Annotated in this window: 12 protein-coding genes; all 12 read left to right on the forward strand. The window is 56.6% G+C overall.

Annotated elements, in window-relative coordinates; translation table 11 throughout:
• Nucleotides 1-222: 222 nt before the first annotated feature.
• Entirely contained in the window at nucleotides 223-1,860 is a 1,638-nt protein-coding gene (locus tag H7U06_RS12370; protein ID WP_175626454.1) for a ShlB/FhaC/HecB family hemolysin secretion/activation protein, read from the forward strand.
• 82 nt (nucleotides 1,861-1,942) lie between these two features.
• Complete coding sequence (locus H7U06_RS12375) at nucleotides 1,943-3,718, forward strand: DUF2341 domain-containing protein (RefSeq protein ID WP_175626455.1); 1,776 nt, start codon at nucleotides 1,943-1,945, stop codon at nucleotides 3,716-3,718.
• Nucleotides 3,719-3,731: 13 nt separating this feature from the next.
• Nucleotides 3,732-4,142, forward strand: a complete 411-nt coding sequence (locus tag H7U06_RS12380) for a biopolymer transporter ExbD (RefSeq protein WP_012080231.1) — start codon at nucleotides 3,732-3,734, stop codon at nucleotides 4,140-4,142.
• A gap of 10 nt (nucleotides 4,143-4,152) precedes the next feature.
• The gene (locus H7U06_RS12385) at nucleotides 4,153-4,845 is read left to right on the forward strand and encodes an energy transducer TonB (protein WP_175626456.1); all 693 of its coding nucleotides are present in this window, start codon (nucleotides 4,153-4,155) and stop codon (nucleotides 4,843-4,845) included.
• A 47-nt stretch (nucleotides 4,846-4,892) separates the two neighbouring features.
• Nucleotides 4,893-6,680, forward strand: coding sequence for a putative porin (locus H7U06_RS12390; protein WP_175626457.1), 1,788 nt, complete (start codon nucleotides 4,893-4,895; stop codon nucleotides 6,678-6,680).
• Between the two features lie 11 nt (nucleotides 6,681-6,691).
• On the forward strand, nucleotides 6,692-7,369 hold the full coding sequence (locus tag H7U06_RS12395; protein WP_175626458.1) for a hypothetical protein: 678 nt from the start codon (nucleotides 6,692-6,694) through the stop codon (nucleotides 7,367-7,369).
• A gap of 62 nt (nucleotides 7,370-7,431) precedes the next feature.
• Nucleotides 7,432-8,355: a peptidylprolyl isomerase gene (locus H7U06_RS12400; protein ID WP_175626459.1), complete on the forward strand. Its 924-nt coding sequence runs from the start codon at nucleotides 7,432-7,434 to the stop codon at nucleotides 8,353-8,355.
• Nucleotides 8,356-8,428: 73 nt separating this feature from the next.
• Nucleotides 8,429-8,959, forward strand: coding sequence for a YbjN domain-containing protein (locus H7U06_RS12405; protein ID WP_175626460.1), 531 nt, complete (start codon nucleotides 8,429-8,431; stop codon nucleotides 8,957-8,959).
• Nucleotides 8,960-9,018: 59 nt separating this feature from the next.
• Complete coding sequence (locus H7U06_RS12410) at nucleotides 9,019-9,282, forward strand: hypothetical protein (protein ID WP_175626461.1); 264 nt, start codon at nucleotides 9,019-9,021, stop codon at nucleotides 9,280-9,282.
• Between the two features lie 141 nt (nucleotides 9,283-9,423).
• Nucleotides 9,424-10,110: a secretin and TonB N-terminal domain-containing protein gene (locus H7U06_RS12415; RefSeq protein WP_175626462.1), complete on the forward strand. Its 687-nt coding sequence runs from the start codon at nucleotides 9,424-9,426 to the stop codon at nucleotides 10,108-10,110.
• Nucleotides 10,110-10,640, forward strand: a complete 531-nt coding sequence (locus H7U06_RS12420; RefSeq protein WP_175626463.1) for an RNA polymerase sigma factor — start codon at nucleotides 10,110-10,112, stop codon at nucleotides 10,638-10,640. Before H7U06_RS12415 ends, H7U06_RS12420 begins: the two co-directional genes overlap by 1 nt.
• A 120-nt stretch (nucleotides 10,641-10,760) precedes the next feature.
• The gene (locus tag H7U06_RS12425; protein ID WP_175626464.1) at nucleotides 10,761-11,759 is read left to right on the forward strand and encodes a FecR domain-containing protein; all 999 of its coding nucleotides are present in this window, start codon (nucleotides 10,761-10,763) and stop codon (nucleotides 11,757-11,759) included.
• The last annotated feature ends 147 nt before the right edge of the window (nucleotides 11,760-11,906 follow it).

Raw genomic sequence — 11,906 nt, forward strand, 5'->3', positions numbered from 1 at the left:
GGCTTCTTATATGACAGCACGATGACTGCAGATGAGGGAGGAGCGGCATGCATTTGCTTTGTCACGAAAAAGAATTATGAACATTTGATGACAAACGACAGTTGTTGCAAGCGTCAACCGTCTAGGCATCAGTACACAGACATGACGACCCTGCACAGCATGCGATGGCTAGCTACGCAGGGAAGTAAAGACAAGTTTGATTTTAGGGATTGAGTTCAACACATGTGTGACGTGAAGAAAAACCGGAATGAACAGCCGCTCCGACTGAAGGCGATTTGCCTGGCTGTGCTGGCGCTGGGTTTGCATGGCGCAGTCATGGCGCAGTCGGAGAATGCGACAGATGCAGCGGTAACTGAAGCTGATAACACACCCAGGGTAGATATCAACGAATACATCGTCCGTGGTAACAGCGTGCTGGATGCACGCACGATCGAGCTGGCAGTGACGCCTTACCTCGGCCCGAAGCGCACGATGAAGGATGTCGAAAACGCGCGTGATGCCTTGCTGTCCGCCTATAACGCCCGCGGCTACCAGTCGGTCTATGTCGATTTGCCGGAGCAACAGGTGACGGGTGGTGTGGTCTACCTGCAAGTCAATGAAACCAAGGTCGGTCGTGTGCGTGTCGTCGGTGCGCAATACAACTCGCCGCTGGAAGTACGTGAACAGGTGCCTGCGCTGCAGGAAGGCAAAGTGCCTGACTTCAATCTGGCACAAGCCCAGCTGACCACATTGAACCGCAGCGCCAAGCGTCAGGTCATGCCTTTGGTCAAGCAGGGCGCCTTGCCCGGCACCATGGACGTCGACCTAAAAGTGGATGACAGCAGCCCATGGCGCGCCAGCGCTGGCCTGAACAATGATTACAGCGCTGATACCAAAGAGTTGCGTGCGACTGCGTCTATCGGTCACGACAACCTGTGGCAGCTCGGACATAGCGCCTCGCTGAGCTTCTTCGGTACGCCGGAAGATTTGAACCAGACCAAAGTCTGGTCGGGTTCCTATACCGCACCGCTGCGTGATAGCAACTGGACGCTGGATGCCTCCGGCTATAAATCAGACAGCACGGTCTCCACCGTCGGCGGCACCACCGTGCTCGGCAAAGGTTATGCAGTCGGCTTCAAGGCGACTTACACCGTGCCGAATACCGGCAACTGGTGGCACACCATGAGCGTCGGCGTGGACTTCAAAAACAATGAAGAAGCGCTGCAACTAGGCGGTACCGGCGACAAAGTGCCATTGAAATATGCACCTATCACGCTCGGCTATATGGGCTTTGTGCAAAACGAGCGCAGCCAGTACAGCCTCGGCCTGACCATGGTAGCGGGTACCCGCAGCCTGTTCGGTTACGGCAGCGATGAAACCGCCTTCCGCTACAAACGTTACGAAGCCAAGCCCAACTTCATGGTGCTCAAGGCTGACCTGAATGGTTCGTACAGCTTTGAGAACGAAGTGCAAATCGGCTTCCGCTTCGCTGGTCAGCTGACTGATTCACCTCTGGTATCCGGTGAGCAGATCGCTGCAGGCGGCATGAATTCGGTACGCGGCTATCTGTCAGCAGAAACCACCGGTGACTATGGTGTGGTCGGCTCGCTGGAGCTGCGCAGCAAACCTTTGACTTACCTCAATCCCTGGGTCGAAAACTGGCGCGTCTATGCATTTGGCGATGCGTCCAGATTGAAGCTGCGCGATCCGCTGATCGAACAGCAAGACCTTTTCACGCTGGCATCGGTGGGTATCGGTACCAGCTTCCGCCTCGGCGAACAAGTCAGCGGACGAGTCGATGTTGGCTATCCGTTGAAAACAGGACCGCGCACCGAGAAGCACGACACGCGCGTGAACTTTAGTCTCAATGCCAGTTATTGATCGGAATTTATTCACAGCTCTTTCTTAAACAAGTAGCGCACATCCTTTTTATTTTTAGACGAGTTTTCGGAGATCCACTGTTATGCGACGCATTCTTTTACTTACGCTCACCATGCTGAGCACGCTCTTGCCCAACCTGGCACACGCCTGGTGGCAACCTGACTGGGCTTACCGCAAGCCGATCACTATCGACGCGGGTCCGCAAGGCGGCGCTTTGGGTGGTGACGCTGGTCGCACTCCAGTACTGGTGCGCCTGCATACCGGTAATTTCAGCTTTGAAGGTGTCAGCGACACCGGCGCCGATCTGCGCTTCGTGGCAGGTGATGACAAGACTGTGCTGAACCATCAGATCGAACAATTCGATCCTTTACTCGGCATCGCACTGGTGTGGGTAGATATGCCTGCATTGCCAGCGGGTGCGCCACAGCAAGTCTGGATGTACTACGGCAATCCTAAGGCTCCGGCATCCGGCAATGGTCAACGTACTTTCGATCCTGATTACACACTGGTGTATCACTTCGCAGAAGCAGCAACCCCGCCACGTGATACCACTGCCTTCGGCAACAACGCACAAACCGCAGTCGTCAGCATCGACGGTACTGTCATCGGCAAGGGCGCGAAACTGAGCGGCACCCCATTGATGCTGCCAGCTGCACCATCGCTGACGCAGGAAGCCGGTGGCGCGTTCACGTTCTCGGTATGGGTACGTCCGGAGCAATTGGGCGCACAACAACTGATCTATGCACGTCGCGACAGCGGTCGTGAATTCCTGGTCGGTATCGACCAGGGTGTCCCTTTCGTACAAGTCAATGGTCAACGCAGCAAACCTGGCCAGCCTATCCAGGCCGGACAGTGGTCGCACCTGGCCGTCACAGCGGATGGCAAGAACGTCACGCTGCACGTCGGTGGCCGTGCTACTGCTTCGCTGGAAGCCAGCATGCCTGCATTGAATACCGTGGCAGCGATCGGTGGTGACACTGCAGCGCAGTCTGCAGCGATGACTCCATTCATCGGCGCGATCGATGAAGTACGTATGTCCAAAGTAGCGCGCAGCGACACCTTGTTGCTGGCTGATGCCGTGTCGCAAGGTGCGGAATCGCGCCTCGCAGTATTCGGCAGCGATGAGCAACAGGCAGGCAAGAGTCACTTCGGCTTCATCCTGGCAGCGATGCCACTGGATGCCTGGCTGGTCGTGATTATCCTGGGCGTGATGATGGTGTTGTCGTGGGCCATCATGATCAGCAAAGGTCGCAACTACGCTGCGATCTCGCGTGCCAACGCTGTGTTCATGGATCACTTCCGTGAAACCGCAGGTGCACCGCTGGACCAATTGGCTAACAGCAGCAAACTGCCACAAGACGTGAAAGCGGATTCCTCGCTGTGGCGTCTGTACAAGGTAGCGGTGGATGAAATGCGTCGCCGCCATGACCGTGGCTACGACCTGAATGCAGTATCGAACGCAACCATCAGCGCGATCCGTGCTGCGATGGATGGCGTGATGGTGCGTGAAAACGAACGTATGTCGCATCGCATGAATTGGTTGTCGACTGCGATTGAAGGTGCACCTTACGTCGGTCTGTTCGGTACCGTGATCGGCATCATGCTGGTGTTCGTGGTGGCAGCAATGGCTGGCGCAGTGGACATCAACTCGGTGGCACCAGGTATGGCGGCTGCGCTGTTGTGTACCGCTGCTGGCCTGGGCGTCGCGATTCCTGCGCTGTTTGGCTACAACTGGCTGGCTTCGCGTTCCGATGCGATCGGCGCCGACATGGCCGTATTCGTAGACGAATTTGCTACCCGCCTGGCTGAAGAGCAGGGCGAAGGCCGTCAAGCTCGCGCCACTTTGCGCCAGGCTTGAGGAGCAGATAACTATGGCAAACGCAGCCAAATTCGGCACAAAAAAACGTGCCGGCGGCATCAACATCACGCCTTTTGTTGACGTGCTGCTGGTGGTGTTGGTGATCTTTATCCTGACCAGCAATGCCAGCATTCCGGGCATCAAGGTCGACTTGCCGAAGGCAAGTTCTTCGGTCGCGCTGGAGAAGCCGAAGACCAAGGCCATCACCATCGATAACGCGGGCCAGGTATTCCTCGATGCATTTCCGGTGACGCTGCCGGAACTCGAAGAACGCCTGCGTACCGAGAAAGCACTGACACCGGACTTCCCGGTGATCGTGCGCGGTGATGCATCGGTGCAGTACGCGAAGGTAGTGGAAGTACTCGACCTGCTACGTCGCATCGAGCTCAACCAGATCGGCCTCGTGACCGGTAAAGCGGCTTGAGGGGGCTAATGTGAATCGCCTTCATTTAAGTTCTCAGCCAAGCTCGCGGCCTGCCGATCTGTGGCGGCGCTGGGGCGGCTATGCGATAGGCGGATTCATTCTGGTCGTGCTGGTAGCGGTCGTCTGGTATCTGGTGTCGGGGACGGCGAGCACCAAGCGCGAGGTGGCTGCCACCCCGATGCTGATGTTGCCGCCACCGCCGCCACCTCCACCGGAGCCGGAAAAGCTGCCGGAACCGGAGCCGGAAAAAGTACAGCCGGAAGCACCGCCTGAACCAACTACCAACCCGCAGGAAGCACCGGCTGATTCGCCGACGCCTGCACCGGATGCCGGTGACCCGGTCACGATCGATGGTGCTGCACAAGCGGGTACCGACTCCTTCGGCATCGCTGCCGGACGTGGCGGTGGCTCGACTGGTGGTGGCGGCGGTACCGGTTCGTATTCAGGTTATGTCGCGAATGCATTGCAGCAGGCATTTGCACGTGATCCGCGCACCCGCACGCTGGCCTTCCAGGAAATACGCATCAACCTGTGGCTGGATGCCGAGGGCAAAGCGACACGTGTAGAGCTGGCACAGACCACGGGTAACGAGCAGATCGATGAAGCGGTGCTGGCTATGGCGCGTGATTTCCGCAGTGATGTGCGGCCGCCTGCGACACAACGTTTCCCGGCTCGCCTGACGATCAAGGGGCGTCGTCCATGACGAAGCCTGACAACCATTCCATTTCATTTCAATTGGTGAAAGCAAGCATGAATTATTTATCTAATCCACGGGGCCGTAGCCTCCCGGCACGTAAATCCGTGCAGAACCTGGCGATTGCTTCGGCGGTTGCCTTGCTGATGGCGACTGGCGCGGCGCAAGCACAAACCGCAGCACCGGCCGAAAGCGCGATGGTCAAATTGATCCGTGGCCTGATCCAGAGCGGCACCCTAAACAAGGACGTCGGCGAAGCACTGTTGGCACAAGCGCAAACCGAAGCGATGGCAGCACAACAGGCGCAACGTCAGGTCGCTGCAGTTGCTGCCGTCGCACCAGTGGCAGGTACTGCTGCAATGCGTCCGGAAGCGGGTGATGTACGCGTACCGTATATCTCGCAAACCGTACGTGACCAGATCCGTGATGAAGTCAAAGGCCAGGTCATGGCACAGGCCCGCACCGAAGGTTGGGCAGCACCGAATGAAACACCGGAATGGACCAAACGTATCCGCATCGAAGGTGATATGCGTTTGCGTAACGAATCACGTTATTACAGTGGCCATAACGATAATTTAAATCTGGCAGACTACGCGGCGATCAATGCGGGTAGTGGTTACGACTGGAATACGAATACCAATGGCTATTTGCCACCTATGCTGAATACGCGCCAGGATCGCAAGAATCTCTGGCGTGCTCGCGCCCGCTTTGGTGTCGTTGCAGATATCTCGGATAGCACCAGCGCCGGTATCAGGCTGGCGACGGGTAGCGATGATAATCCGGTGTCGACTACCCAGACTTTGGGCGGCGGCTTGAACAAGAAAAACATCTGGCTGGATCAGGCCTGGGTTTCGAATCGTCCGACTGACTGGCTGAAGATCACCGGCGGTCGCTTCGGCAATCCGTTTGTATCGAGCGACATGTTGTTCTCGAATGATCTGAACTTTGATGGTGTTGCCGCACAATTCGACAAGAAATTCAGTAACGACACCTTGTCGATGTTTGGTACCTTGGGTGTGATCCCGCTGGAATACTCGTCTGATAGCTTCCCTAAAGACCGGGGCGATAAAATGCGCAGCGAAACCAAGTGGTTGTTGGGTGCGCAGATCGGCGCCAACTGGAAGCTTGATTCGACCAATCGTCTGCGTGGCGCGATTGCTTACTACAGCTTCCAGAACGTGAGTGGCCAGCTGTCCGAGCCGTGCCGTCTGTACGCTGGTGAATCAACTGCATGTAGCACCGACTGGTCGCGTCCTGCCTTCATGCAAAAGGGTAATACCCTGATGCTGTTGCGTGATATTGCACTGAACCCGGCTGACCCGGCACGTACCCCATTGCCGCAGTATCTGGGTCTGGCGTCCAAGTTCCAGTTGCTGGACCTGAATGCGCGTTGGGAAACCAAAGTGCTGGGTGACTATGGCTTGCGTCTGGATGCGAACTACATCCGCAACCTTGCCTACGACGAAGACGAAATGTTCGCGCGTTCGCGTGGTGGCATTATCAATAACTACGACTCGACCGGTAACAACGGACGTGCCAACTTCCAGAGTGGCGGTAATGCCTACATGGTGCAGGCAACCCTGGGCAACCCGAATCCTAATTTACGCGGTCAATGGAATGTATCCGCCGGTTATAAATACATAGAACCGGATGCGATGCCGGACGGTTACAACGATTCGTCCTTCCATCTGGGTGGTACCAATGCACGTGGTTACACACTCGGCGGTACCTATGCTTTCGACAAAAACACGTCTCTGAGTGGTCGCTGGTTGTCGACTAAAGCCATCTATGGCTCGCCATTTGCTATCGATGTGATGCAGCTTGAGCTGAACACACGCTTCTAATCGAGGACCTTATGTCACTACACATCCTCCCTGGCCACGCACGTTTGTCCACCTTGCGACCCCTGGCTGCGGCCATCGTCGTGATGCTGGCCAGCGGTGCGGCACAGGCGCAAAACCAAAGCATGGAAGAACGCCTGCGTGCGCAACTGCGGATTACCACCACGCAGTTGCAGCAGGCACAGAACGAGCTGGCTGCATTCAAGGGTGGCGCAGCAGCGCCATCGACTCCGGCTGATATTGAAAAGGTCAAAAAAGACCTGAGCAATAGCCAGGCCGCAGAGCGCAAGGCACGTGAACAACTGAGCGGCGTCAAACAGCAGAACCAGGCAGCGTTGGATAAGGTGAATGCGCAAATCGCGCAGTATCGCAGTGCTTATGACGAGTTGCTGAAGCTGGCACGTGCATCTGAAGGCGAGCGTCAACGCCTGGCACTGGAAACCAGCACCCAGGCCAAATCCGTGTCGCAATGCGAAGCGAAGAATGCACAGCTGTACGCAGTAGGACAGGAAATCCTGCATGCATATGAAACGCAGGATATGGGTACCTTAATGAGTGCACGTCAGCCATTTGCAGCGCAAAGCCGGGTCAAACTGGATCAGATTGCACAGCAGTATGGCGACAAATTGTATGAAGGTCGTTTTGATGTACGCGGCAGTAACGCACAGGCTGAGCAGCCACGCAGTCAGTAATGTCCGTGTCATTTCGCACAGGCACACTATGTCGGTGCGAACTCACAGTAAAGGAAATGAGAATGAAATCGAATATGAATAAGGTATTGCCAGTTACACGTACTGCTATCGGTGTCTTGCTGGCGTCTGTCATGGGCATGTCGGTTGCGCAATCGGCGGCTAACGATAAAGTCGTAGCCAGCTCAGGCAGCGTCACCATCGGCCAGAATGAAATCACCCGTTTGTTGCAAGGCATGCCGGAAGCAGAACGCGCCGCCATCAAGAGCAACCGCACCGGTGTCGAGAACTGGTTGCGTCAGCGCGTGACCAGCGAAGCCTTGTTGCGTGAAGCGCAAACCAAGGGCTGGGGCGAGCGTCCTGAAGTCAAGGCCAAGGTGGATGCAGCAGTGCGTGAAGTGACAGCGCGTATCGTCAGCACCGCTTATCTGGAATCTGTCGCACAAGTACCTGCAACCTATCCATCCGATGCCGAAGTAAAAGCAGCCTATGAACAAGGTAAGGCCAACTTCAATTTGCCAGCGACTTATCGCGTTGCGCAAATCTACCTGGCCAGCAATGGCGGTGATGTAGCCGCTATCACCAAACTGCGTGATGAAGCGAAGAAGCTGGCAAGCCAGGCGCGTGGTGGTGATTTCGCCGCACTGGCGCGCAGCCGTTCGCAAGATCCGCGTAGCGCCGAACGCGGCGGTGAAGTCGGCATACTGCCACTGGAGCAGATGCTGCCGGAAGTACGTGATGCAGTAGCCAAACTGAAAACTGGCCAGGTCAGCGAGCCAGTGCAATCGGCCAGCGGCTTCCACATCGTCAAATTGCTGGAAACCCAGCCTGCACGTACCGCCACACTGGAAGAAATCAAGCCACGCCTGCAAACAGCGTTGCGCGATCAACGTCAGCAGCAATTGGTACAGGCACACATGGCCGGACTGGTTCCTGCGGGCAGTCTGAAGATAGACAGCGCCGCACTGGACGCAGCCTTGCAGAAATAAATGCGGCAAGGGGAGCTTGCATGATGCAGAGCTCCCTTGCGAACACACACACTTTTAAAGATCAGGAAATAACATGAGCAAATCCACTACCGCAGCAGCAGCGACGCCAGCAACACCAGCAACACCAGCAACTGAGTTGTTGAACACCGTCAATGCAGAACAAGTCTCCGATGCCATCAAGGCAGCCGGTTGCGCAGTCACCACTACCGAACAGGACGGTACCACCTGGTTGCATAGCGCCAGCCACGGTATCGGCTTTCAGGTTCTGTGGGGCAATGCGGTCACACCTGGCCAATATGCTGACTTCACCCTGAGCTGCCCATTGCGCGTGCAAGGTGGCGTGTTGCCGGAAGGCGTGCTGACTGAATGGCACCGTACCAAGCGTTTCGCACGCGTAGCGCTGCATGGCGATTTCGTCGTGCTGGAAATGGACGTGATGGTTGCCGGTGGTGTGGCGCCTGCACACCTGGCTGTTTCGCTGCAATTGTGGACACAGATGATGGGTCAGTTCTTCCTGCACCTGCGTAATTACAAACCGGAATCGGTTGCCGGTACGGAAGCAGAAGCCGACGCCGCAAAGGCGGATGTATCGGTCGCCGCCTGAGTTTGATCCAGGCACACCACTGGCCCCTTGCTTGGGGCCGGTATGAATAAGGAATCGCTATGCCGACACATGAAGAGTCGCATGACGTCCACCTGCAGCAATTGACGGCCGCTGACCGTCAGGTCAGGCGGACACGCCGTGCTGAAGCAGTACGCCAACGCCAGCGCGTGGCTTTGTTGAATTTGATGGCAGCGTCGATGGCGGAATTCGGTATATCCCATGCAGAACTGGTGGCGGCGCGTCGCGCCATCGGTGAACGCGGTGGGAATAAAGCGCCGGAATCCGAAGTGCAGGATCTGCACGAGGGTGAGCCGGACGACTGACGGTACAAGGTTAACAAGAGTCAATCTTCTGTCACGGCAAGGTCATATTGCTTGGGTACGATGCGCAGGCTGCTTGAGGTGCTAAAGCAGCCCTTGGTCTGGATCGCACATCTCATCCATGAAAATATTACTCACATCCCTATGGCAAGAAGAATCGTGTCCATCGCCATGTACACCGTGGTGGTGGGCATGTCTTTGCTGATGCGCGATCTCGCTGCGCAGCCGGATGTGCGTCATCTGCCCACACACACGCAAGCTGTGTCGATGGCAGGCAGCATGCAATTTGATATCCCTGCACAGTCTTTGCAGACAGCACTGGATGCCTATAGTGAACAGACCGGATACTCGGGTCTGTACAGTGCATCGTCTATCCAGGGTTTGCTCTCCGCACCAGTGTCCGGACACTACACTCCGGATGTCGCCTTGCGTCTCATGCTTGAGGGCAGTGGACTGGCCGCAACCTTTACTGCAGCCGATGCCTTCGTGCTGGAACCGCAAGCCAAAACGACAAATAGCAAGCAGGACAATACTGCGTATTCCGCCTTGTTGCAGTCCGGCGTACGGGATGCCTTTTGTCGTGATCCGATTATCGCTGCACTCGACTACCGCATCGCCCTGCGTTTCTACGTCGATGTTAAGGGCCGCATCACGCAGCCGCTGCTGCTCGATAGCAGTGGCAACAAAACGCGTGACCACGCCATCCTGCAAGCCCTCAAAAAAGTGGAGCTCGGACGCGGGCCGAGCGATACCACGCTTCCTTTCTTCATGTTGATCCTGCCACAGCAACTGGCTGCGGGTGGTGATTGTCGTGCGCTGGCGAGGCACTGATGAGTGATACCGGTATCACAGGCTTGCGTGACTTCCTGGTACGGCGCTATGACGACCTCAAGCGGCGTCTGACCCTGCATCTGGGCAGCGCCGACCTGGCTGGTGAAGCCTTGCAGGAAACCTGGTTACGGCTGGAAAACAGCAAGGGTGACGGCAAGGATGGCATTGAACCGGTGCAATATCCATTGAGTTACCTGATGCGGATGGCGACCAATGCAGCACTGGATCGCATGCGTTCAGAGAAGCGTTTCCTCAGCGGTACCGAAGTCGAGCAAGTGCTGGCCGATCTGTCCGATCCGGCCGCTGGCCCGGCGCGTACCTTTGAAGCTCGTTCCGAAGCCGAGCGGCTGGCGGCGATTATTCAGCAAATGCCATCACGCCGCCGTAATATCCTGATTCTGATACGTGTAGACGAGATGCCGCGGCAGGAAGTCGCGGACCGCCTGGGCGTATCGCTAAGCCTGGTTGATCGCGAACTCAAGCGTGCGCATGAGCATGTGATCCAGCACATGAGCGAGCCCACACCATGAAGAATAAAAACAAAGTGCAGTTTCGGCGACTGAAAAACGTCTTGGGTATATATCGTCTTTTTTCTGGAATATCCATGACCTTGTTGCCATCCGTTGGAGCCTGTCATCGTGTCTGAGCACATGCAGCCATCCCTTCGTACGCCAGATGAACTGGAGCTGCAGGCGCACGCCTGGCTGCGACGCCTGCGTTCCGGTACTGCACGTGCAGCAGATGCCCATGCCTTGCGGCACTGGTGCGCGACCAGCCCGGCGCATGCACAGGCTTTCGAAAAAGCCCAGCGCATGTGGCAGGACATGCTGCCAGCCGCAGTATTGGCGAGTGCCGGTGATGCCGAACTGGCTGCGCTGCGCAATCGCCCATCACGCAAGGCGACCCAGCAAGGCATCTCGCGTCGTGCTTTCCTTGGTGGCGCGCTGGCGACATCCTGCGCAGCAATCGCAGGTGTGGCTTTGATACATCCACCACTGGATATGTGGCCATCGGTAGCCGACGCATGGCGCGCTGATTACCGTACTGCAGCGGGTGAGCAGCGCGATATCCAATTGGCGTCCGGCGTATCGGTAGAGATGAATACACGTAGTGCGATCGCAGTGCAAACCTTGCGCGGCGAAACCGTCGGTATCCAGCTGCTGGATGGTGAGGTGGCGGTAGATGCGACGCACAGGGATCAGCCGTTTGTGGTCAGTGCGGCAGGCGGCCGTGCGTCCAGCATCGATGCGCGCTTTGAATTGCGTCACCTCGGCAATGCGGTGTGTGTGACTTGCCTGGATGGCATGGTCAAGGTCGCGTCGGGCAACGATGAAGTCGTACTGCGTGCAGCCCAACAGGTTACCTACGATAGTCAGGCGATACAGGCGATACGCAGCATCAATCCGGTGGATGCATCCGGCTGGCGCAGCGGCATTCTGAGTTTTCGCCAGACGGCATTGGCGCAAGTGGTTGAAGAGATTAATCGTTACCGTCCGGGGCGTGTCGTCTTGATGTCAAAAGCGATGGCAGACAAGCCGGTCAGTGGTCGTTTTCACATTCGCGATCTGGATAAAGCGATTGCGCAAATCCAGCGTTTGTTCAAGCTTGATGTGACCTCGTTGCCGGGCGGTCTGGTCCTGCTCAAATAGGGTAAACGGGCGGTCAGATCATGTCATCTGATTGTCATAAAAAATATCTTGTTTTCAGCAAGCCATACCAGTGCTATCGCTGCGCGTGGCTGCTCATATTTTTCAGTAAATTTTTGTATAGCTTTTGGTGTTGGCTTTCGTCTAGGG

The organism is Herminiimonas sp. Marseille-P9896 (assembly GCF_903993245.1).
Lineage (GTDB): Bacteria > Pseudomonadota > Gammaproteobacteria > Burkholderiales > Burkholderiaceae_D > Oxalicibacterium > Oxalicibacterium contaminans.

Coding starts and splice junctions, on each gene's coding strand:
- H7U06_RS12370 (WP_175626454.1), top strand. CDS start 223: ATGTGTGACGTGAAGAAAAACCGGAATGAACAGCCGCTCCGACTGAAG.
- H7U06_RS12375 (WP_175626455.1), top strand. CDS start 1,943: ATGCGACGCATTCTTTTACTTACGCTCACCATGCTGAGCACGCTCTTG.
- H7U06_RS12380 (WP_012080231.1), top strand. CDS start 3,732: ATGGCAAACGCAGCCAAATTCGGCACAAAAAAACGTGCCGGCGGCATC.
- H7U06_RS12390 (WP_175626457.1), top strand. CDS start 4,893: ATGAATTATTTATCTAATCCACGGGGCCGTAGCCTCCCGGCACGTAAA.
- H7U06_RS12395 (WP_175626458.1), top strand. CDS start 6,692: ATGTCACTACACATCCTCCCTGGCCACGCACGTTTGTCCACCTTGCGA.
- H7U06_RS12400 (WP_175626459.1), top strand. CDS start 7,432: ATGAAATCGAATATGAATAAGGTATTGCCAGTTACACGTACTGCTATC.
- H7U06_RS12405 (WP_175626460.1), top strand. CDS start 8,429: ATGAGCAAATCCACTACCGCAGCAGCAGCGACGCCAGCAACACCAGCA.
- H7U06_RS12410 (WP_175626461.1), top strand. CDS start 9,019: ATGCCGACACATGAAGAGTCGCATGACGTCCACCTGCAGCAATTGACG.
- H7U06_RS12415 (WP_175626462.1), top strand. CDS start 9,424: ATGGCAAGAAGAATCGTGTCCATCGCCATGTACACCGTGGTGGTGGGC.
- H7U06_RS12420 (WP_175626463.1), top strand. CDS start 10,110: ATGAGTGATACCGGTATCACAGGCTTGCGTGACTTCCTGGTACGGCGC.
- H7U06_RS12425 (WP_175626464.1), top strand. CDS start 10,761: ATGCAGCCATCCCTTCGTACGCCAGATGAACTGGAGCTGCAGGCGCAC.